23 protein-coding genes are annotated in these 22,110 nt (G+C 46.5%); 17 read left to right on the forward strand and 6 right to left on the reverse strand.

Going from position 1 to position 22,110, the window contains the following annotated elements; translation table 11 throughout:
• The first annotated feature begins 8 nt into the window (after positions 1–8).
• On the forward strand, positions 9–1,127 hold the full coding sequence (locus AC5JLP_RS27420; protein WP_496071044.1) for a PDDEXK nuclease domain-containing protein: 1,119 nt from the start codon (positions 9–11) through the stop codon (positions 1,125–1,127).
• A gap of 138 nt (positions 1,128–1,265) precedes the next feature.
• On the opposite strand, the gene AC5JLP_RS27425 is transcribed toward AC5JLP_RS27420, so the two are convergent.
• Together AC5JLP_RS27425 and AC5JLP_RS27430 are read right to left on the reverse strand one after the other, a co-directional pair.
• A complete protein-coding gene (locus AC5JLP_RS27425) occupies positions 1,266–1,700 on the reverse strand; it encodes a hypothetical protein (protein ID WP_496071017.1) in 435 nt (144 codons plus the stop codon).
• Positions 1,701–1,930: 230 nt separating this feature from the next.
• The gene (locus AC5JLP_RS27430; RefSeq protein WP_496071018.1) at positions 1,931–2,575 is read right to left on the reverse strand and encodes a hypothetical protein; all 645 of its coding nucleotides are present in this window, start codon (positions 2,573–2,575) and stop codon (positions 1,931–1,933) included.
• A 160-nt stretch (positions 2,576–2,735) separates the two neighbouring features.
• Between AC5JLP_RS27430 and AC5JLP_RS27435 the strand changes: the two genes are divergently transcribed.
• The 6 genes from AC5JLP_RS27435 to AC5JLP_RS27460 all read left to right on the forward strand — a co-directional run bounded on the left by AC5JLP_RS27435 (position 2,736) and on the right by AC5JLP_RS27460 (position 9,238).
• Positions 2,736–4,322, forward strand: a complete 1,587-nt coding sequence (locus AC5JLP_RS27435; RefSeq protein ID WP_496071019.1) for an AAA family ATPase — start codon at positions 2,736–2,738, stop codon at positions 4,320–4,322.
• A 252-nt stretch (positions 4,323–4,574) separates the two neighbouring features.
• Positions 4,575–4,784 carry a YhhA family cyclophane-containing RiPP gene (gene yhhA, locus AC5JLP_RS27440; RefSeq protein ID WP_482037706.1) on the forward strand — a complete coding sequence of 70 codons (210 nt, stop codon included), beginning with the start codon at positions 4,575–4,577 and terminating at the stop codon, positions 4,782–4,784.
• Between the two features lie 165 nt (positions 4,785–4,949).
• Positions 4,950–7,124, forward strand: a complete 2,175-nt coding sequence (gene yhhB / locus AC5JLP_RS27445; RefSeq protein ID WP_496071020.1) for a cyclophane-forming radical SAM/SPASM peptide maturase YhhB — start codon at positions 4,950–4,952, stop codon at positions 7,122–7,124.
• 18 nt (positions 7,125–7,142) lie between these two features.
• Positions 7,143–8,153: a hypothetical protein gene (locus AC5JLP_RS27450; RefSeq protein WP_496071021.1), complete on the forward strand. Its 1,011-nt coding sequence runs from the start codon at positions 7,143–7,145 to the stop codon at positions 8,151–8,153.
• A 39-nt stretch (positions 8,154–8,192) separates the two neighbouring features.
• Positions 8,193–8,684, forward strand: a complete 492-nt coding sequence (locus AC5JLP_RS27455) for a GNAT family N-acetyltransferase (RefSeq protein ID WP_496071022.1) — start codon at positions 8,193–8,195, stop codon at positions 8,682–8,684.
• Positions 8,681–9,238, forward strand: a complete 558-nt coding sequence (locus tag AC5JLP_RS27460) for a hypothetical protein (RefSeq protein ID WP_482037710.1) — start codon at positions 8,681–8,683, stop codon at positions 9,236–9,238. Before AC5JLP_RS27455 ends, AC5JLP_RS27460 begins: the two co-directional genes overlap by 4 nt.
• 55 nt (positions 9,239–9,293) lie before the next feature.
• Here AC5JLP_RS27460 and AC5JLP_RS27465 read toward each other — a convergent pair whose 3' ends face one another.
• Positions 9,294–9,617, reverse strand: coding sequence for a hypothetical protein (locus AC5JLP_RS27465; RefSeq protein ID WP_496071023.1), 324 nt, complete (start codon positions 9,615–9,617; stop codon positions 9,294–9,296).
• Between the two features lie 151 nt (positions 9,618–9,768).
• Here AC5JLP_RS27465 and AC5JLP_RS27470 point away from each other — a divergent pair, with 151 nt between their 5' ends.
• Together AC5JLP_RS27470 and AC5JLP_RS27475 are read left to right on the forward strand one after the other, a co-directional pair.
• The gene (locus AC5JLP_RS27470) at positions 9,769–10,032 is read left to right on the forward strand and encodes a type II toxin-antitoxin system ParD family antitoxin (RefSeq protein WP_496071024.1); all 264 of its coding nucleotides are present in this window, start codon (positions 9,769–9,771) and stop codon (positions 10,030–10,032) included.
• A gap of 11 nt (positions 10,033–10,043) precedes the next feature.
• Entirely contained in the window at positions 10,044–10,181 is a 138-nt protein-coding gene (locus AC5JLP_RS27475; RefSeq protein ID WP_496071025.1) for a type II toxin-antitoxin system RelE/ParE family toxin, read from the forward strand.
• Here the strand turns inward: AC5JLP_RS27475 and AC5JLP_RS27480 are convergent.
• Both AC5JLP_RS27480 and AC5JLP_RS27485 read right to left on the reverse strand, forming a co-directional pair.
• The gene (locus AC5JLP_RS27480; RefSeq protein WP_496071026.1) at positions 10,178–11,989 is read right to left on the reverse strand and encodes a bifunctional 3'-5' exonuclease/DNA polymerase; all 1,812 of its coding nucleotides are present in this window, start codon (positions 11,987–11,989) and stop codon (positions 10,178–10,180) included. The two genes, AC5JLP_RS27475 and AC5JLP_RS27480, sit on opposite strands and share 4 nt — an antisense overlap.
• A gap of 69 nt (positions 11,990–12,058) precedes the next feature.
• Positions 12,059–12,733 (reverse strand): hypothetical protein, encoded by a 675-nt coding sequence (locus tag AC5JLP_RS27485; RefSeq protein ID WP_496071027.1) that lies wholly within the window; start codon positions 12,731–12,733, stop codon positions 12,059–12,061.
• Between the two features lie 134 nt (positions 12,734–12,867).
• Between AC5JLP_RS27485 and AC5JLP_RS27490 the strand changes: the two genes are divergently transcribed.
• From AC5JLP_RS27490 to AC5JLP_RS27505, 4 genes are read left to right on the forward strand one after another with little or no spacing between them, the layout of a single operon-like run.
• On the forward strand, positions 12,868–13,173 hold the full coding sequence (locus AC5JLP_RS27490) for a hypothetical protein (protein WP_496071028.1): 306 nt from the start codon (positions 12,868–12,870) through the stop codon (positions 13,171–13,173).
• A gap of 23 nt (positions 13,174–13,196) precedes the next feature.
• Positions 13,197–15,608, forward strand: coding sequence for a M23 family metallopeptidase (locus AC5JLP_RS27495; protein ID WP_496071029.1), 2,412 nt, complete (start codon positions 13,197–13,199; stop codon positions 15,606–15,608).
• Positions 15,609–15,621: 13 nt separating this feature from the next.
• Complete coding sequence (locus AC5JLP_RS27500; protein WP_496071030.1) at positions 15,622–16,179, forward strand: hypothetical protein; 558 nt, start codon at positions 15,622–15,624, stop codon at positions 16,177–16,179.
• A 25-nt stretch (positions 16,180–16,204) separates the two neighbouring features.
• Positions 16,205–16,813: a hypothetical protein gene (locus AC5JLP_RS27505; protein WP_496071031.1), complete on the forward strand. Its 609-nt coding sequence runs from the start codon at positions 16,205–16,207 to the stop codon at positions 16,811–16,813.
• Positions 16,814–17,105: 292 nt separating this feature from the next.
• Here AC5JLP_RS27505 and AC5JLP_RS27510 read toward each other — a convergent pair whose 3' ends face one another.
• Positions 17,106–17,582 (reverse strand): Lrp/AsnC family transcriptional regulator, encoded by a 477-nt coding sequence (locus AC5JLP_RS27510; protein WP_496071032.1) that lies wholly within the window; start codon positions 17,580–17,582, stop codon positions 17,106–17,108.
• 252 nt (positions 17,583–17,834) lie between these two features.
• Here AC5JLP_RS27510 and AC5JLP_RS27515 point away from each other — a divergent pair, with 252 nt between their 5' ends.
• The 4 genes from AC5JLP_RS27515 to AC5JLP_RS27530 all read left to right on the forward strand — a co-directional run bounded on the left by AC5JLP_RS27515 (position 17,835) and on the right by AC5JLP_RS27530 (position 22,102).
• Positions 17,835–18,605: a creatininase family protein gene (locus AC5JLP_RS27515; RefSeq protein WP_496071033.1), complete on the forward strand. Its 771-nt coding sequence runs from the start codon at positions 17,835–17,837 to the stop codon at positions 18,603–18,605.
• Between the two features lie 75 nt (positions 18,606–18,680).
• Complete coding sequence (glnT, locus tag AC5JLP_RS27520) at positions 18,681–20,063, forward strand: type III glutamate--ammonia ligase (protein WP_496071034.1); 1,383 nt, start codon at positions 18,681–18,683, stop codon at positions 20,061–20,063.
• A gap of 75 nt (positions 20,064–20,138) precedes the next feature.
• Complete coding sequence (locus tag AC5JLP_RS27525) at positions 20,139–21,227, forward strand: ABC transporter substrate-binding protein (protein ID WP_496071035.1); 1,089 nt, start codon at positions 20,139–20,141, stop codon at positions 21,225–21,227.
• 29 nt (positions 21,228–21,256) lie between these two features.
• Positions 21,257–22,102, forward strand: coding sequence for an ABC transporter permease (locus AC5JLP_RS27530; protein ID WP_496071036.1), 846 nt, complete (start codon positions 21,257–21,259; stop codon positions 22,100–22,102).
• Positions 22,103–22,110 lie beyond the last annotated feature (8 nt).

Below are 22,110 nucleotides of genomic sequence, written 5' to 3' on the forward strand. Positions count from 1 at the left end.
CGCAAGGGATATATCTTGATCATGGCATCCCATCACCAAAAGCTGGGAAGAGCCGCAACCTGTCGTCAGATAGCTATGATCGCTTTCTGGATGACCTCAAAGAATGGATTCAGAGTGCTCAACTGCGGGCAGCGACCGCAGTCAACCGGGAACTCGTGACTCTGTACTGGAGGATTGGGCGTGCTATTCTTGCCAAGCAGCAGCAGGAAGGGTGGGGAGCCAAAGTCATTGAACGCCTATCTAAAGACCTAAAACACGCTTTTCCAGAGATTAAGGGCTTCTCCCGCTCTAACCTGCTCTATATGAGAGCCTTTGCCCAAGCCTTTCCGGATGAAACGGTAATTCAAGCAGTCATGGGCCAAATTACCTGGTATCACAATATTGCGCTGTTGGATAAGCTCAAAGGCAATGAGGAACGGCTTTGGTACGCCCAGAAGACGATCGAACATGGCTGGAGCCGCAGTGCCCTGGTGCATCAGATTGAAAGCGGTTTGCATCAGCGAGTGGGAAATGCCGTTAATAATTTTGACCATACGCTACCTCAAAGCCAGTCAGACTTAGCCCGCCAGATCCTGAAAAGTCCCTACAATTTTGAGTTTCTGGAACTGGCAGAAGCCGCTCAAGAGCGAGATTTTGAACGGGCACTGGTGGATCGAATTCGAGATTTTTTGCTGGAACTGGGTGTGGGCTTTTCCTTCCTAGGTAGCCAGTATTCGCTTGAGGTCGGCGGCAAGGAGTATAAACTCGACCTGCTTTTCTACCATGTCAAACTACACTGCTATGTGGTGATTGACCTGAAGATGGTTGAGTTTGAACCTGAATTTTCAGGCAAGATGAGTTTCTACATTGCCGCTGTGGATGATTTGTTGCGGAGTGAGATGGATAATCCAACGATTGGGATTGTCTTGTGCAAGTCTAAAAATAAGGCAACGGTGGAATATGCATTGCGGTACATCCAACACCCGGTGGGAGTGGCAACCTACCGACTGAAGGACACGTTACCAGAACCATTACAGAGAAGTTTGCCCAGTATTGAGCAGCTAGAGATGGAGCTAAATGCTCTGGCAGCAGAGGCGAACGCGAAGCGCGGTGCAAGCATCGCAGATCCTACAGATCTGAGCGAATAAAATTTTTAGGAATAAATTAATTGTCCAAGCGATCTTGGACAATGGTTAAACCCCATTCTACGTGGGTGGGCGGGCGGTAATGAAAAACCCCGGCGGTGAGTCGGGGTTTGGGTGTCAGCCACAGTTGCGGCGCAAGAATTAGTCATCCAGATTGATGTCCTCTTCCAGATCAACTTCAAACTCTTCATCCGTATCCAAGTCATCCGTTGTACTCAACCCGTTGAGCGCATTCAAGCGTCCCGTGCGGGTTGCTTTGTGGGCAGCACGGCGATCGCGCACTTCATCTAGATTTTGCAATCCATAGAGCTTGCGAGCATAGGTTAGCAGATCCCGGAGTAAGGTTTCGGCATAGTCCTTACGAAACTGGGCATTGTGCTGTTCCCAATCGAACTCCTGTCCGGTGAAACGAGCGGATGCTGCCAGCTCTCGTCCAGACTCTTCCCGTAGCACTTCAATCACCATCAGTCGAACTTTCTCCTGATAGGGAATCACCCGTTGCAAAGCAGGAGTGTGCTTCGATGCATTGCGTGCAGTGTTTTTTGCAGCTTTGCGTGTTGCAGTTGCAGTAACCATGAGAATTGCTCCTTTATGAATGAGTTGGATTTCTCATAGCGATTCTCTGTGAGAGGCTACGCCAACGCATCGACAGATGCCTGCTTCGCGCAGTCCGAGCTTTCATTCCTTCCGCAGTTGCTACTGCCTTTAGCTTCAGCGTGCGTGGGAGGTGGGCGGGAAAAAAGAACCCTGCATCAGCCGAACTAATGCAGGGCATAGCAATCAGGCAGTGAGCAAAGCTGAATGCGTTATTCGTCCTCTTCTTCGTCTAGATCCTCGTCTAACTCGTCATCCAAGTCATCGTCCAGTTCATCACTGGCTTCATCGTCCAGCTCATCACTCAAGTCATCATCGAGATCGTCATTCAGTTCATCATCCAAGTCATCATCCTGCTCCGCTTGGAAAGAGTTGCGGCGCTCCAGCGATGCCCGGTTGAATTCCACCAGGTCTGCAACAGCTTGCTCTGGATCAGTACGAACGGTGTCATACAGAAGGCTCATAAGGATCGCCACCACTTCTGGCGCGTACTTCAGCGCATCGGGTTGTCCGAATAGTCGCGGGAACACCTTCGTATTCCATCGCTGCCAGTCGAACTTTTTGTTACCACCCTTCTTCTTCACCTGAGCGGCAATGTCAAGCCCAAGCTTTTCGCGAGTCGCATGCCCAATTTTGGTAGAGACACGAGCATCCCGGAGTTGCAGCTTCACGCCGTACTCCTTGAATACCAAGTTCCGCAATTCTTTGAGCAGTGCTGATGCGTTAGTTTCCGGCAGTCCATCAACCGTTGGTGCTTTGGCTTTGGTGGCTGAGGCTGTACCGTTAGGTTTAGCCGTTTTGGAGGTGGCACCGTTGCGAGTGCCGTTGGGGGTGCGAGGTTTTGTGGTCATTGCCATTTCATAAACTCCCAAATTTGAGGATTTCCTTCCCTCGCCGCATTAGCGGCATTTCCCTCCATTGGAAGTATGATCAGTCATTTCAGAAGTGTCCACTTGGTTGAGGACTGAATGAAGCCCAGTTCGTTAGAAACGGTGAGAACCCTTACAGCTTTAGCTCATGCAACGGTTACAGGATTGGATAAAACTGATCGAGCAGAACGCTCCGATCGTGGCGCTGGAATATCAGACTCCGGATCGGATGGCGGTGTTGAGCCAGTTTTATCGTTGGGGTGAGGCGCGATTACCCCTTCGGGGAACTACGCCTCACCCGCTCCCAGTGTATGTCTGGAACCCTGGTTTCTCAACACTTCAGCAGTTGGTAGCACCGCAAGGGAGTCTCATTCTACAACCCACAACGCAAATGATAGAGCAAGACATCCTCCAATCCTTGCTAGATCAGCCGGAACCAGGCATTTATCTTCTGGAAGGGGTTTTGAATAGCACTGTGGCAGAGATCAGCCAGCAACGTTGCTACCAACTCTTGAATGCTTACTACCAGGCGCTGTGGAACCCGCTGCCCCATTATTGGGTCTTGCTGGAAACCTACGTTCAACTGCCTTTGGCACTGCAACCCTTTATTCCAGTGTTGTCTCATGCAATGCCCGATCGTCATCAGGTAGAAGCGATCGTGACTCAGTTTTATAACCGGCATCCCTGGTTGGGCAAGGATGACTCTGAAGCTCAACAACGATTGATCGCGGCCTGTCAGGGGTTGCCAATGGGTGAGATTGAAATGGTGCTGGGCAGGCTGCTGACGTTTGCGGATACCCCTGAGCCGTTGGTTCAATTGATTCTGGATCACAAGATCAACAAGCTGCGGGGACGTGGGCTGGAGTGTATTGCAGAACCGGACGTGCCCACGGCTGCGGGATTGGATTTGTTAGAGCGGCGGTTGGAAGCGATCGCGTCTCTCCTTCGACCCGAAGCTCAACAGTATGGACTGAGCTTGCCTACAGGTATGGTGCTGTGGGGACCACCCGGTACAGGCAAGAGCCTCTCTGCCAAAATGGCAGCTAAGAAGATAGGGTTGCCTTTGCTGGCGGCAAATTGGGGCATTCTCTTGAGTAACCCAAACCCCGATCGTGCTTTGAAGGAATTCATTGCGGTGGTCACGTCTCTGGCTCCCTGTGTCCTTTACTGGGATGACTTTGACAAGGGTTTTGCAGGTTGGGACTCTAACGTTGATGGCGGAATCGCCCGTCGTCTGTCGGCAACTCTACTGACGTGGATGCAGGAACACCAGGAACCGATCTACACGATCGCGACCGTCAATCGTCTGGGAATGCTACCACCCGAACTGATACGTCGGTTTGATGACATTTTCTTTATCGATCTGCCCCATGAGGGAGCCAGATATGAGGTGTTCAATCTACATCTGGCAAAGTACTTCCCAGCATTTCGAGGGAATAGTCAATCGCCCTGGACAGAAGACCAATGGCGTAGGCTTTTGACGGAGTACCGCATTTGTACACCGGCTGAGATTGGGAATGCGGTGCGGCGTTGTGCTGAGGAAGCGTTTTACCAAGGTAGACCAGGGCAAATTGAACTGGAGGCTTTGTTGGCACATCGGCAGCAGTTTACCCCAGCAATGGAACGAGAATCTGAGCAGATGCAGGCAATTCGGAATCGGGCGACGTATGCGAGACCTGCAAGTGGGGGCGATCGATCGAGGTATGCCTACTCCTATCGAGAGTTATTTGAGTAAGTAAAGAGCATTACTCAACAGTTTTTCAGTCTAGCGACGTGGGTAAACTAACTTATATTTTTATCTTATAGAATAAATATAAATAGAAAAAATAAACAAGCGCTACAAACCTTGCACTGTAATCATTTGATGCGCCATCTATTTTTGAAAAGAAATATTAAGCCTAGAAACGTTTGCTGGGCAAGGATTCTATTCTGGAAGTTAGGGATTATGTTAGCATAAACTCACCATAATTCTAGAGAAGGCATTAACATGCTTCAGAACGCTTCTCCCAACCAAGATGTAAGTGCTGGGCAGGTAGAATCTACGAAAGAGAACTTAGCTCATTTACTAACAAACAACAACCTCAATCACCCTGCCTTAAATCGACTTCAGGCAAAATTAGCTTCTTCTCCAGAATCTGGGGTAGAGGCTTGCATTACTAGTTATGATCGTATGCACCACCGCCATAATCGTTCGTAAGTTATTAGGCTTTTCTAATCAGTGATTTAAAGTTTTCTCTTCAACATTTCTCCTTAACCAAAAGCTTGTATTAAGTAGTCTCCAGCTTATTCTTAACTAAAGATTATTTAGTTGATTCCTTTCGTTGAGCTTAGCTGGAGACTCAATTATTTCCAGGTTCTTTCTATGCAAATCGAGCCTCAAATTACTTGCTTCCTTATCAAAATTGCTTCTCGTTGCAACTTAGCCTGCGATTACTGCTATATGTATCGCCATGCTGATCAAAGTTGGCAGAAGCAGCCAATTGTGATGTCACAAAATCACCGTCAACTATTAGCATTTCGTATAGGTGAGTACGTTGAAACTAAACAGCTAAAGGAAGTCGTAGTTGTATTCCATGGAGGAGAACCACTTCTTGCAGGTGTGGCAACAATTATTGAAACAGCGAAATGGATTCAGGAAACGTTACCGTCTTGGTGCAAAGTTGGATTCTCACTTCAAACAAATGGTGTACTTTTAACTCAACCTATACTTGCTCAGCTAGAGCAGATGAGGATAGGCGTATCACTAAGTATTGATGGACATAGAGAGGCGCATGATCTTCATCGACTTGACCACAAAGGTAACTCTTCCTTCGATGCAGTCGAGAAGTCTTTACAAATGCTAAAGGATCGTCCATCAATATATAGTGGTTTAATTGCTGTCATTGATCCCTCGATACATCCAAAATATTTATTTGATTTTTTTAAGGCTTATCAACCTCCACAGATTGATTTTTTATTGCCTGATGCAAATCATCACTGTTTACCTCCAGGACGTACTGAGAATCCTAATTTATATTCCTCATGGTTGATAGAAGCCTTTGATATTTGGTTTAATCAATATTCATATATTCCAGTAAGAACATTTGATGCGATCTTAAGTAGCTTAGCTGGTTTACCTAGCAACACTGATTCATTCGGTTTCGGAGATATTAGTCTTTTGACGATAGAGACAGATGGGTCATACCATGATCTTGATGTCCTTAAAATTACATCCGGCGGAATTACTTCTCTTGGTACAACATTAGAAGAATCTAGTATTAGAAATATTATTGCTTCATCTAGTCAAATTCAAAACCATAGAAAACTACTAACTCACGAAGGGCTATCTCCACAGTGCCAAACTTGCTCAGTTGTTGATGTCTGTGGAGGTGGTTCTATTCCACACCGCTACGCACAAGATGGGTTCACTCACCCAACAGTTTATTGCCATGAAATGTTGGCGCTAATCAATCACGCCAGGAATCAATTACAGAATCAGCTGGATCTTGAATTAGTCAACCTAAGCATAGCTTCTAATCTAGTAAAAGAGATTAATTTTGATATAGCAGCTTTTGAGAAATCTGAAACGTCAGAACCGATTATTGAATTTCTTTTGAAGACTTGGTTAGATGAGGCTAATAAAGATTTTCTGGCTGCTTTAGAATGGTCTCTTGAAGAAGATGCTGAACAGCTAGAAGCAATTGAAAGAATCCGATTTAGCGTTAAAAGTGGCTCTTACATTGCTATTTATCCATCGATTGCAATGTGGACTTCTGTAGTCAAAAGAAAAATTTTAGGGATAAAAGTTTATGCGATTGACGGCGAATTAATTGTTGCAAACACCCACTACCCTGGCAAAATTATAGAGCTGTTGAGAACTCTAAACTGTGAGAATTACCAGAGGTATCTAATTCATCGTAATGATGAATGCTTACGTGCCCCATTTGGTAAAAAGATACTATTTGAAGATGAACAGACAGCAGATCAAGGTCGAGAAATTCTCAAAGCAAGCTTAGATCTGATTGAATCTTGGCGACCAAATTTAGTTAATGAAATGAGATTGATTAGTCCAGAAATTCAGTTTATTCGAGATCTTACTGCTCATTCAGAAAAAATAGTTTCATTTAGCGACAACTCAGTACCGGGCGCTTTATACGTTTCTATTAAGCAAGGCAATCATTTTGTTGATGCATATAACTTAGCAGATTCACTTATCCATGAACATCGTCACCAAAAGCTCTATCTTTTACAGCGCTTAACTCCTTTGGTTATTTGTGACACTCCTTTAGTGTCTTCTCCATGGCGCGAAGATTTACGCCCTCCAAGCGGTTTGCTTCATGCTGTCTTTGTTTTTACGCACCTTTTAGAGTTCTGGCTATATTTAGCCAAACACGATAGGGTAAATCAAGGCAAGGCAGATAGACAGGTAGAAATTATTAAATCTCAGCTATTGGAAGGATTTACAACACTTAGGAATACGTCCTTAACAAAAGTAGGATTTAGTTTAATTGATAGACTTGAATCGGTATTGAAAGATAGTGTAGGAATGCAAGTTTAATCCTTACAGAAATACATCATGATTTTCTTACCTTTCGATGCTCTTCCACAAGACAAATCAGCACGTTCGCAGCTATTACACGAATATTTTCTTGGACAATATGTGTCGAGTACTTTAATTGATGATGTTTGGTCTGTAGATCTTCATTTTCCTGAGCTTTCTGATTACTATATTGATCCTTATCTTGCAGAAGGGCTTGCTTGGTGGCGAAGCGGATTAAGTGTTTCTGAAATTCCTTTTGCAGTTAAGAAAGACCAAGGTTTTCAATTATCTCTTAATGACTCCTGGACACTGTTGGCTTGGAGCCAATGGTTGTCATCAGTTTATGCTGAAAAAAATCAATTACCATCTGAAATTGTCGTCCTTCATGTTGATGATCACGATGATCTCATGAGTCCTAGAGTATGGAATGAAGAATCTGGATGGAAAGATGCAATTACTAGTAAAAGTTTAAACCTACTTGAACCAGAGTCTGTTAGTAATGCAATTAGGAGTGGATCTATTGGAATTGGTAGCTTTATTGTTCCTCTACTTCATTCCATACAAAAAGTTCAAATACGTCACCTTTGTGCAACGGGTTATAGTGTAGTACGACAAGGGTGCTACTCTCTGATGCCAACTTTAGTACCAGATCAGTTTCTTAGTCCAAAGAGTAAACGTCTCGCTGTTGAACTACACGCTTGCCAGGATCTAGGTTCAACGAAAAATAGCAAGAGTACATATAGGGTAACTGCTGATCCAAATGAATGGATTAAGGATCTACCAGTTAATATTCCAGTTTTGTTACATATAGATATGGACTATTTTAATAACCGCTTCAATGGGGATTCTGACTGGGAAACACATAAAAATCGTCATGATCCTTCACGCGAAGAAGTAATTACATTAATTGATGTAATGTTTAGTACTTTATATCAGAATGGACTAATGGATAAAATTTGTGACATTGAGGTTGCCTTGTCTCCTGGCTTTTTTCCTGCCGAATTTTGGAAGCCAGCCATTGAGCGCATCCGCTATCATCTGAAGTAAGCAACAATTTTAGTAACTAATTAGAGCTGCTTGAAATCTATGGTAGAAAAAACCGAAAGAGCAACAACTAAGCAAACTACCAGGGAAAAATCAGCTTCTTCAGTTGCTAGCAGGCAATCAGTTTTACGAAAAACACCTGCAACTAAGCCTGAACCTACTGATAGCTCTGAAATTTATTTGCTTCAAGGAAAAGGAAGCAAAGGAAAAGGCGGTGATAAAGGAGGGCATTACTGGCACATCTATGCCAACGATACTCGTGCCGGATTTGTATTTATCAATTGGATTGATGAAGAACCTTTTGGAAAACATGCATCTATTCAAATCAAGATAAACGCCAAGTTTCAAAACCGGCGGATTGGTCGGATTGCATACAGGCTTGCTTGTGAGAAAAGTAGCTATGACACGATATTTGCTCATATGCGGAAGTCAAATCTTGCTTCAAAGAAAGCTGCTGAGGCTGCTGGCTTTCAAGCAGTTAATAGCAGTGAAATTTCTCAGCTTGTAATGGTTTGGAATCGCTCAGCAGAATGAACCCTATTCACCAAATGAGATCGCTGCCGCTCAGTTTCCTGCCAATCTCAGCAAGGGTAGATTTCCTTCATTTTCTAGCTTGTAATAAACCAGCCGTCAGAACAAAACTTTTTCACGCTTATGCCAAGTTACATCTAGAGGATTGGTGTAACAGTTATGGCTTATTCCTACGGGTAGACTCTGAATCTTTTGTTTGTATTGCAAGAGATCCTGAAGTTGCAGAGCAGATTCTTGACATTGATCGAAAGTACGAGCCTCATGAGAAGTTGTTTGGATTATTGCTGGGCTATCCTGAATGTTGCTCTGACTTTATAGCATCAATTGGAGAATCAAATATTGATCATACTGAGCAGCAGATAATTCAATGGAACTTTTCAGGAGAGTTCAAGCGTATTAACCCTTCAAACTACTTACTTGGAACGTCACTTATATGTCACCTTCCATGTTCTTCAAACTGTCAACCTTCATTGGATTTGGCAAATCAGGCACTTGACTTTATCAATAGGTATAAAGATGAAAGTTGCTTGGCTCCTTGGTTAATCTGGGTAGACTAATAGCTTTCAGACAACAAAATTTTAACGACTACACAGATTGAAGAGAGATTACATCTTATCCATCGCTGCTCTTCCCTAAATACACACTCTTTAACCCCATCGTCCCCTTCTTCGTAACTCCCCAATAGCGCAGGTAGCGGTAAGGTCCATAAGTCTTCCCTGTTTTAGAGTCAGGAATCATCTTTAGCTCAATATGTCCTCGTCCCCCATGCCTACCCAAAGGTGAACCATCCTCACGAGTCTCCTGCTTCTCCTCGTCTGACTCAGCCTTCCGGGATTCTAACAACCCCTGGATCATCTCAGCCAACTCCCCCAACTCATCATCACTCCAACCCTGGAGTTGCTGAATCAACCGTGCCGCTTTGCTCTGCTTCGCCATACTCCCCCTGCTCTCGGAAAAATTGCTTAGGGAATATTTAGGGATCTTTAGTCTATTTTTATTCCCTAAGTGCAATCACAATAACAAAAGTTGCTATTTTCTGTTACTTCAGTAAAACTAAAAGAGTGGATCGTGTTCAGGAGGAAGCCTGATGAACATTTCACTCACGAGTGAACTAGAGCAAATGGTTCAAGAAAAAGTCGCCAGCGGCATGTACTCCTCTGCCAGTGAAGTCATCCGTGAAGGCTTGCGACTCCTCAAAGAGCGTGACATGCTCCAGGCAATGAAACTGCAAGAACTCCGTACAGAAATTCGCAAAGGCATCGATAGCAGTGAGCCAACGCCTCTGGATATGGAAGCAGTGATTCGTCGCGGACAAACGCGAAGGGCGACTCAGCAGAAATTATCCGAATAACCAGAAGTCTGATGAAGCAAGTGTTTAAGCGTCCGCTTGCTGGAGCTGACCTGGAGGAAATCTGGGACTACATTGCTAAAGATAGCCCAGAACGCGCCGCCAGTTTTCTGCGAAAACTCTATGCCAAAATGCAGACCCTGGTCGCCTAAATCTCATCGCCGCCCCAACTGGCAAAAACCTTAACATCCACTACCACTGAGATCGGATGCAGAAACTTCCGAGCTGCCGCAATCATGCAGCGGTGCAAGAGATCACTGACATGCTTCGCCTCAACCGCAGGGCACTCCAGCAGAATTTCATCATGCACTGTGCAAATCAGTTTTGACCGCGTATCCACCCGTGCCTTAATAAGCTTCACCAACGCCAACTGCGTGATGTCAGCATTTAACCCCTGGACTGGATGATTCAGCAGCTCTGCCAGCCTAGGCTTGTCTGCCCACCTGCGCCGCCTGCCTGCCAGTGTACGGCTCTCCTTTGTTCCCCGAATGTAACTGTGCTTAATCGTCTCATGCCACTCTGCTATTCCGGTGTAGGCTTCAAAGAATCGCTTCCTAAATGCCTTTGCCTCCTCCAACGACAGAGTAACTCCATACTTGGTCTCAGCATAGCTCTGAAGCTTGGCAGCACCCATACCATAGATCAGCCCGAAGTTAATGGCTTTGGCAAGCCGACGATCTTCCTCACTCACCGCGTCGATCGCTTTTCCAGTCACCAAAGCTGCGGTTAGTTGATGCAGATCCTCACCCCTACAATACGCTCGTTGCATCTGAGCATCGCCACTCAAACGGGCAACAATCCTCAGTTCAATTTGGGAGTAATCTGCTCGCACGATCCTGTAGCTGGGTGCAGCAACAAAGCAGGTTCGAGCTGCGGCATCGCGAGGAATGGTTTGCAAAGGTGAATTGCGACAAGAGAACCGACCCGACCTGGCTCCAAGCTGATAGTAGGTCGGGTGAATCCTCCCTGTCACCGGATGGATATGCTTGGGTAGGCTATCGGCAAAGGTAGCAGTAATTTTGGAGAGGTGGCGGTAGTCCAACAACGCTCGGATCACAGGATATTGTTTCGCCAGGGGAACCAGTTCCTTTTGATTGGTAGAGTTTACTGGAATTCCAAATGCCTGAAGCGCTGCAAGCACCTGTTGGGGAGAGTTTGGGTTAATGGTATCCGTCATTTCCGGCAGCAAGGACATCTGAGCGTTACCAGCGATCCGGAGTTGGTTGAGCTGATGGAGGGCAGCATCCCGATCGCTCTCTAGCTTTGCCCCCAACCTTTTCCAGCGGGAGAGATCCAGCAACATCCCATTCAGCTCCATCTGAGCCACCGCAGGCATACAGTGAAATTCCAGTTGGGCAATTTTGAGGAGGTGCGATCGCTCCAGCTTCTTGACCAGGATCGGGTACAGTTCCAATAAAATTGCTGCATCCAACGCCGCATACTGTAACTGCTTTGAAGTCAGGGGTTTGCTCCAATCACTGACCTGTTGGGTTTTATCCAGCTCTATATTCAATAGCTTTTGAGCAAGCGTCTGCAACGAGAGACTGGTTTTCAGTCCTGCTGTCAGCACTCGATAGGCAAGTTGTGTATCGAAGAAGGGAGGCGCGGGTTGAAGTCCTGCCTGGGCAAGGAACTGCCAGTCAAATTTGCCGTTGTGAGTAATCTTAAGCACAGGGCTGGAGAGGAGCTGTTGCAGCAGGTGGCGATCGCAGGGAGCAATCTGGGGTAAATCAATGAGCATCACTGGCTGATGGGGGACTGCAAGCTGAATGAGCCGAATCGTATGAATGTGAGGATCTAACCCTGTTGTCTCGCAGTCCAATCCAAACATGGGAGACTGCTCTAGCGATTCTCCTCCTGAGAGGCTACGCAAGCGCAGTGCCGATTCAAGTTCTTTCCCCGACGTAATCAGTTGATAGGTTCCATCTTTCAAATGAGGGTGAGTTTGGGAGGCAGGCATAATCGGAAATGGATGGAGGACTAGCTTGAAGGGGCGGTAGCACCAACCATCTCCGGCATTGCTTATGATTCAGAACAAACTGACCTGTTCTGGCTGATCGGATACTTGAGCTGGGTCAGCCGCGATTGCTTCTACCTTTGCTCGATTGCGCCGCTTTCCCCATCCCTGTTGAGCTGCGTGCTTCACCACGCTTCGACGAATCGATCGGCTCAGATCTTGAAAATCATTTTTGACTGTGCTGAATTCAATCGGATGCCCACCAATCAACTCATAAAAACTGGTTGCATTTTCAGGCAACCGATTGTGTTTTTTCATGACCTCATTTCCCGACCAAAGATAGAGATCAACATAATTTCGATGCATCGGTGCTTCCATCGTTGCAGGCATCATATAAGCTAATACTTCCGTCGGTGTAGCATAGTCTCCAACTTGCTCCTGTTCATACTCGGAAAGGATAAGTTCAAACCGATCTTTCACACAGGCAACCTTTAGCCAACCTGGAGTTGCATCACCCCATAAACTGCGATGCAGCACCAGCGGTCCTACTAAATAACGGACGTGATGCATGGAAAACTCTGCCATTTCTAACATGCACGCTAGCAATTCTTTGGGAACATCAAGGGATGCTAAAAGGCGCAACATTTCCAGGGTGCTAGATGAGCAACGGGTATCTGGGTTGGCAGCATCTTTCCCTTGTTGAAGGGTTCGCACCAACTCTTCGGGAATAAAACTCAATTGATCCACAGCGCAAGCCTCCTGTAGGAATGTCCCTACAAACAGCCAGTTGGCTGGAGCGTTGTTATCCACTTGGTTGAGGTCACTCCCAGGTCTGGCTTTATAGGCTGGCAAGCATATCGTTTCGTATGGATGCTTGCGCGATGAACACTGAATCAACCCCCGATTTCAATACCACCCCCGACAGCAGTAGCGGTTATCAAACGGGTGGCTATCAAACCACTCGCTCTAGTGACGAACAATCGATCTCTGGGGCAGGCACCAATCCCTGGCAAACCGATCACTTCAGTGATGGCTACCAGGAAAACATCTTTGAACAAAATTTTGGCGATACGCCTTACTCGGAATCAGCCGCCAACCCCAACCCTCACTTAAAAGGCTATGGCAAGGGTTATCGTTATCAGCCGAGAACAGAGCGTACCTTTTCTGCACCCGAACTGGAGCTTTAATCCCCTCAACCCTTTCTACTGTCATGAATACCCCACTGAGAATGCCAGACGGCTTCAAGCGGCAGCGTGTTCTGGCATGGATCATTTCGCTGTGCTTGATTGTCATCAGCCTTTGCGGGCTGGTTGCACCTGCATCTGCTCGCACGATCGACGACGGCAGCCTACCCACAAGGATTCTAGAAATTGCAGGGAGTCAATCTGGATTGCCTGCAACGCAAGTTTTGTTGCCCGACTGGAACCGAATCTCTTTATCACAGATGCCGGGTATCAGCCGCTCTGGCTCGGTCGATGGCAAGCCCTACAGCCAAATGTTGGGGTATGACCTGAGCCGTCGTTGGAGCGCTGGCATGACTCCCGATCAGTATTTGAAGCTGGGGGACATTTCACAAGCATTTCAAGCGGAGGTCTTTTCACCAGGGGCGATCGCCCAACTCACCAACCTCGATCTCAATCAAGTTGCCTTGAGTGCGTTTACGCTGGCAACCGATCAAACCCTGAGCCATTTAGCAACAGTGGTGCCGGGTCTGGCACAAACTAATGTCCGGGCGATCGCCCCTGTCGCAGCTCTTCTCGCTGCCAAAGCCGTCGGCATTAATGTCTCTGATCAAACCCTGGCTGAAGTGCTGGCACAGAATCCCCAGGTTGGACAGCTACGCTTAAAGGAGATTGATCTTTCTCGCTTTCCTGTCATTTCTATTCCCAACTTGGAAGCCGTTCAACTCCAACAATTTGAGGGCTGGATGAACAGCTTGGTGAAAGGTATTCCAGGGTTGGGTCAGGTGCCGTTGGGATCAATGCCCAACCCGATCGCTGAACTTGGTAGCCTGGTCATGCGGATCGATCAGGTGTATGGTCCAGCAGAGGCACAACGCAATAACACGATTTCTGGCTCCGATGTCCAGGGATTTTCTGTCCCCTGTGCCGAAAAGGACTGCGCCTATGTTGAACTGGATGATCTGGAGAACGCTGGGCGTAATGCGCGTGGCAGGCTAGAAGGCAAGCAATGGATCTCAGGAAAATATCAGGAAGTCCAGGGTGGTTGGGGCGTTTTGCGATCGGTGAATGGTGGGCGAGAACCTACAGGGCGCTTACCGTTTGGCTCTGCTTTCAAAGTCGTGGTGATGGAGCCAGATGAAACCACGGATACCGTAAACACCGCTCTATTCTTCCGCTTCTGTGCGAATGCACTCGGTTGCACACCTTACTTCATTGGTCCGGTGCCGTTCTTTACCTACAAAGTCAATGCTTTGATATTTGTGGGCGATTTGAGCGATCAACGAGCTGCCGCTGCATCCCAACCCTCTGGAGCTAGCCGAGAAACCGGGAGTAGCCGAACTGGCGCTGGGAATCAAAATGAGGGCAATCCCTGTACTTTCGGTGGCAGCAGTCAGCCCGTGTCAGCACAGTCCATACAAGGTATTGATCTAAACGCACTGGCAGAATCGATCGCCAGCATCGAAAGTGCTGGAAGTGGCGGTTACCAGGCAGTCGGAGTTCATACCTGCGCGGATGGCGGAAGCAACTGTGGACGAGGGTTAGGACGCTATCAGTTCATGAGCTACAACCCCTATGCAGTCCAGTTAATTGCTGCAAAACCAGGAGGGCAGGGATTCTTAAATCGCATTGGACAGGGCTACCAACCCACTGAAGCGGAACTGTTTCAATTCTTTCCACCTGCTGATCAGGATCGCGCCTTTATGGCAGACCTTGCCAATAAGATTCAGGTAACGCGCGGACAGATCGATCCAACCACAGGACAATCCTTTACAGGCGATCGCCTCTTAGAACGAGTAGCCCAAAAACACTTCGGTGGCGATTACAGCCATGTGGATGGGGGAAGTTCCGATGCGTTGGGTCGGCTGAGTCTACGAGATTACGGTCGCACGGCTGTGACTCGCTATCGCAACGGTGGCAATGGCACTCTCACCTGTGCTCCCAGCGCAACCCGGACAACTGCTAATGCCTCTGGAACGAAAAGCAATGATACAACCTCGAACAGTGGGACACCCGGACAAGTCACCGGAAAGCTAACTAACCCTGCTCCAGGCTTTCCAGTGACCAGTGAGTTTGGTTCTCGCTCCAGTCCCTGTGCCAGTTGTAGCTCCAATCACGCTGGCATTGATATTGGCGCACCGATCGGGACATCGGTTCGAGCGGCTGATGGTGGCAAGGTTCTCTACGCAGGTTGGCTGTCGGGCTATGGCAAGACCATGATTGTGGAACATGCCAATGGCAGAATGACGCTCTATGCTCACCTGGATTCAATGGACGTGAGCACTGGCACGGCTGTTCGGCAGGGGCAGGCAATCGCCCGTAGTGGACAAAGCGGCTTGGGCACCGGACCCCACCTCCACTTTGAAGTGATTGAAGGTGCTACCCCCGGCAACTGGCGCAGCGGCTCTTCCATCAATCCTAGACAGCGGGTTCAATTCTAAGGAGGAATCAACCATGCAACCCCAGCAGCGATTTTCACTGAGATCCATTGGCAGACGTTTGACTGCAACCTTCTGGCTACCTTTAGCGGTGGGTATGCTGCTCACTATCGGGTTAGGGTATCTTCCGCTTGATGCTCAAACTACTGGAATCCCAGAAACCGTCAGTCATTGTATTCCCCAACAAACTCGACAAGCCATTATTCGGAACGAATTGATCGGCTCTAGTCGCTTACAGGGCAAGGACTATTACTTGCTGGCAACCTATACCGAAAATAGCCAAGCACCAACTAATCTGATCATCGCGGTTACGAATGGACGCTGTGAGGAAGTATTTTTTAACCCGATGGGCGATCGCGTTCCCTTTGCCAGTGTTGTGCCCCAGTCCGTTGCTCAACAATTGACACTGGCACGGTTTCGGCGCGAGATTCAGCGCCTTGGTAAAGATCGCTTCCAGCAACAGGTTAGTCAGGGCGCAGCCTCAACCCAGAATCCTACCTGGTTTGCAGAGGAGGTCTGGGCACTCCGGCAGTTAGGCATTACGGTTCCCGCTAATGTTCAGGTTCAACAGTGAGTGGAAGTTGGAGAGGAAACCTACTATGACAGATTCAGCTTCAAAACTGGCTCCAACTCAGCAGCAAGAACTGCACACATCCACCATCCCTGCACCACCTTACTGGTTATGGCAGGTGGGATACTGGTTTCGCATCGGTTTTAGCCTTTTTCTGCTGTTATCGGTACTGATTGGTGGGGCAGGTTGCAGTTCCAGTGCAGCAACGGTTCCCTGGCAAAAAGCGACAGCAGTAGTCCCTGAACCTGTTTTAGAACAGGTGATTCACGCGAACACGGATCTGGACATGGCACAGGCAAAAGAAACCCTGCTTGCCTGGACTGTAGACGGAAAAGCAGGCAAACTGACACTGCTTAATTTCAACACTCCCAATTTGTGTGGAGCTTTGGGCTGTCTTTACGCTGGCTACTGGTTAAGAGAGAATCAACCTGCAATAGAAGTGTTCCAGAACTATCTCAACCCCAACCTTCCAGCCAATAAACCATTATTTCAGGTGGGGGAAGATCGGGGTCAGGCTTTGCCCTGTTTAGAGGTGTTACAGATGGAGGGCGATCGCTTACGGCAATTGAATTATTGCTTCAATGGCGATCGCTATCGGCTTGCCGACAGCCAACTTCTCAGCTTAGCACCTAGATAGTTCTCCTAAAGAAATGCCTGATTTAGAATTTACTGATCTAAAGTCTCCAACCATTCGTCGAATCGTTATCAAACATCTCTCAAAATTGCTTTTTTGACGAACGTTTCTTTCGACTCATGATTTTTATTAATCATTCATGTCTACTAGTTCCATTCTTCTAATCAGAAGTTAGAGGTGCTTGAACAATTTCACGACACTACTCTGAGATGGTTGCGGCATAACCGCAACTATTCTTAAACACAGAAACCACTTGCGCTTGATTCAGAACAAATGTTCTACAACGAGTAGCACTTCAACCAAGCGTGTATTTATACTCTGCCCTCAACAAATCAAGGATAAAATGAGATTCGTAGCTGATTATGCCTGGAATTTGCTGGAGCTTCTCGAAGAAAGCCATTAATTCGGCATGTACTCCAAAAAATACGTCAATCATAAGGTTAAAACGCCCTGTGATCACAGCTACATAACGGACTTCTTCCATCCTCAGGAAATCCTCTGCAATGGCTCTAATTCGGCTATTGTCAACCACCATTGAAACAATGAGAATGTTTGGTTTTCCCAGCTTCTCAGGATTAGGCCACGCTAAAACTTTGACCGTTTCCGATTGAATTAGGCGTTGAACTCGGTAACGAGTTGTTGTTTCGGGCATCGATAACCGCTTTGCCATTTCAGATACGGTCATACGCCCATCACTGCGTAGTAAGTCAATAATTTGTTGATCAACTTGATCTAATTCAAGCATAGGGCTGGCGAAGTCGCTTGAAGTCATAGTGATAAATCCGCTAAATACTCAAATCTTATCCTATATTTTTGATGATTCCTCAGCCAGATTCTCCTAATTTAACTTTGTATCAAATATTTCATTCTGTGGTTGTTCTATCCACTAACCTTAGGTCAATAGGTTTTAGGCAACTTTGAAGAACAGGTCAAAGGATATCTACGGTTTTCAGGGTTATACCTTGAAGCGTGGATTTGATCGCTAAATGTTCTTTTCAATAGGTTTTTACTGAGGAATAGATCTATGAACTCACCCATCTTGTGGGACGAACTCACATGGAAACAAATTGGAGAATTGCGCGATCGCGGCAAGGATCTAGTCATCCTTCCAGTTGGCGCAACCGAACAGCATTCCCTGCATCTTCCAGTTGGAGTTGATACATTTTCTATCGTTGCTGTTGCTCAAGGGGTTTCCGCTAAGACGGGATTTCCCGTCCTCCCTCCCCTAGCTTATGGATGCTCATTGGGACACACAAAGAAATGGGCAGGAACTATTTCCCTGCGTCCAGAAACGCTCTCCACAATGATTTTAGAGATCGCTGAATGGATTGTTGGTTCTGGCTTTAGCCGCCTCGTTTTGCTGAATGGTCACTATACCAATTGGGCACCGTTGCGGTGTGGGTTAGAAACTATCCGCCACCAATATCCAGAGTTGAGAATTGCACTTCGATCGGTTTGGGAGATTTCATCTGAGATCAACCAACTCTATCAACAGGATGCAATCAATTTCCATGCCAACTGTGCTGAAACCTCAGTGATGCTGGCTATACGTCCTGATCTGGTACAGCTTGAAAAAGCAAAAGATGAGCCAGATCGTTCAGCCCATTGTTTTTTTGCCTACACAGTGAATCAAGAAAGTGTATATGGCGGGGTAGGGAGTCCCAGTCAAGCCACTACGCAGTATGGACAAAAAATCTTAGACGCTTGCATCGATACACTCAGTCAACAACTTGAACAAGCACTACTAGAGAAATTACCGCTTGAAGCAATCCCACCCAATTTTCCAGTGGTCTAATTTCTGATCTGCCGCTGATTTTCCAATTCACCCGTCAACTGGATGTTCCAATTTCTGTTGTCTTTAGGAGATACCATGACGACCATTGATATGTCTGAAACGCGCTCAGTTCTGGCAAACTCAACATCGATCGAATCAATGCTTCAGGAGCAGGGTGTAAAATATGCTTTGGCTAGTTATGTAGATATACATGGCATGTGCAAAGCCAAGATGGTTCCCCTAAATCATCTTGAGCAAATGCTGCAAGGCTCAGAACTATTTACGGGTGCTGCTTTGGATGGAATTCCGCAATCCATCCATGATGAAGAAGTATCGGCACATCCTGATCCAGAAAGTATGGTGATCCTGCCCTGGAATCGCGAAGTTGCCTGGTTTGCCAGCGATTTATATTTGCACGGCACACCCTTTGAAGCGTGTTCGCGCAATATCCTCAAGCGTGTGCTTGCCCAAGCTAATGAAATGGGTTACACCTTCAATTTAGGAATTGAAACTGAGTTCTTTATTCTGCGAGATACAGCGGATGGTCGGTTTGCGGCTGTCAGCGATCGCGATGACTTAGCCAAAGCCGCCTATGATGTTCCAACATTGTTGGATAACTATCCGGTCATTGATGAACTCGTGACTGCCATGAATGAGTTGGGATGGGATGTCTATTCCCTGGATCATGAAGATGCTCAAGGACAATTTGAGATTGATTTTAACTACAGCGACGCGCTAACTATGTCTGATCGCTTCACCTTCTTCCGATTGATGGCAAAGGAAATTGCCAGACGACATGGTTATTTCGCTTCATTCATGCCAAAGCTCTCGTCCGATCGAACCGGCAGTGGTGCTCACTACAATATGTCTCTTGCAAATAGAGAGACTGAAAAAAATATATTTTTTGATCCAAGTGATCCCAAGGGGTGTAAGCTCTCCACACTGGGTTATCAATTTATTGCAGGGATTCTTAAACATGCACCTGCGATCTGTGCAGTGACTTGTCCGACTGTCAACAGCTATAAGCGACTGGTACGTCAAGGCGCTATGTCTGGATCAACTTGGGCACCCGTGTATGTTTGTTACGGTGGAAATAATCGTACCAACATGCTGCGAATCCCACTGGCGGGAGGTCGAGTTGAATGCCGCGCGGCAGATATTTCCACCAATTTATATCTTGGTGCTGCAATGATTCTTGCGGCAGGTTTAGAAGGTATTCGGGAAGGCTTGGATGAAGGTGAACCTCATACTGAAAACATGTATGAGTATACTTTGGATGAACTAAAAGAGATGGGAATTCAAACGTTACCTCGAACACTGGGGGAAGCAGTTGAAGCATTTGCATCTGATCCATTGAGCAAAACGGTGATGGGTTCAGCAATGTATCACGCCTACATCAACTATAAACAGCGGGAGTGGGAAGAGTACCACAATCACGTTTCAGAGTGGGAAATCCAGCGCTATCTGAAATTCTTTTAAGTCCAACCCAGATCAGGTATGAGCAGCCGTTATGCAAGCAGATTGTTACACAACTGCTGCTCAGCAGATTGTTCTTTGGTTAATCTACGCTTTGCAATAATTTCTTTGAATGGTGACTTTATGAAACTTCGGCAGTTTTTCTTACGTGGCACCCTGTTTGTGCTGAGTTTGCTGTTTACTATTAGCTGCGCTTCTTCTAACTCAACACCAACAGCATCCACAGATGCCAACTCAAATTTGGTGGCAAATCCCGTGGTATTAGGATATAGCAATTGGGTCGGATGGTTGCCCTGGGCGATCGCTGAAGAAGAAAACCTATTTGCAGCCCATGGTGCAAACGTTGAACTGAAATGGTTTGACAATGTTAGCTCAGCCTTGGAGGCAATGGTCACTGGGCAACTTGATGCTAATTCTCAAACATTGAATGAAACTGTCACGTTCGCTCCCAAAGCAGTGAATGGAGAAACGGTTGTTTTAGTGAATGATAACTCTAATGGAAATGACAAAATTATTGTCACACAAGGCATTAATTCTGTTGCGGATCTCAAAGGGAAACGAATTGGAGTAGAAGAGGGAATCGTTAGCGATTTCTTGCTGAGTCTTGCTCTGAAAGAAAATGGATTATCTCGGAATGATGTTCAAACAGTGAATCTGGAAACGGGTGCCGCCACGGCTGCATTTTCTGCCGGACAACTTGATGCTGTTGTTGCTTGGGTGCCCTTTACAAACACTGCGCTGAAGCGAAACGGAAGTCAAGAACTGAGCAGTTCTAAAGATTTTCCAGGGGCAATTCCAGACTTGCTCGTTGTCAGCCAAAAACTGATCTCAGAACGGCCGGATCAAGTACAAGCAATCGTTGACACCTGGTTTGACACCTTGAAATTCATCGCCACCAATCCTGAACGTGCCAACGAGATCATGGCGAAGCGAGCCGGGGTGACGATCGAAGAGCTTCAGAGTTTCCAGGCAGGGGTTAAATTCTTCACTCCTGAAGAGAACCTTGAAGTATTCAGTTCTGGGGATACCATGAAACACTTACCTTTTGCGATCAAAGAAATCTCAAACTTTATTGTGGAGGCTGGTTTTCTCCCTCAAGTTCCAAATTCTGACTCTCTCTTGGACGATCACTTCATCAAAGCCCATATTGAAAATTCACAAAACTAACTCACTGTCGTTTTGTCTTTAAATTATTCATGAATCATTCTTCTACTCAATCTAGCATTCCTCTCTCTTCTCCGCGCACAGGAATTACTCCAACCATCTTTTGGCGAATTGCAGAAGAAATTCCTCGGAAGCTCCATTTGAGCTTGATGGGTCTATCCGTTGCAATTCCTCTAATTAGCTGGTGGATTGTTTCCAACTTGCACCTTGTAGATACTTCATTTCTACCCTCACCCATGCAGGTGCAAGAAGCATTTGAGCGACTTTGGCAAGAAGGGTATTTGCTAAATGATACGGCAATCAGCCTGTTTCGCGTTTTTGCTGGCTTTGGCTTTGCTGCGATCGCAGCTATTCCAATTGGTATTGCAATGGGAGCATTCGCCAGTATTCGCGCATTATTAGAGCCTGTCATTGGCATTGTGCGCTATATGCCTCCTCCAGCGTTCATTCCGCTCTTAGTCATCTACTTGGGATTAGGAGAAGAACCTAAAATTACGCTGATCTTTATCGGAACGGTTTTCTTCAATATTCTGATGATCATGGATGCAGTCAAATTCGTGCCGAAGGAGCTGATCGAAACCACCTATACCCTGGGAGGATTGCGATGGCAGGTGTTGCTCAAAGTGATTACTCCCTATGTCATTCCCAACATGATTGATACGTTTCGCATTAATATCGCAACTTCATGGGCATTGGTAGTTGTGTCTGAACTCATTGCGGCTGAACAAGGTTTAGGGAAACGCATTCTGTTAGCCCAGCGGTTTCTCAAAACAGATGAAATCTTTTCCTGTTTGATTGTGTTAGGTCTGATTGGATTTGCAATCGATCTGTTATTTCGACTGTGGCTACGAACGATGTGTAAGTGGGCGATTGATTAATTGAGGGA

The sequence above is a fragment of the Stenomitos rutilans genome (assembly GCF_059505485.1).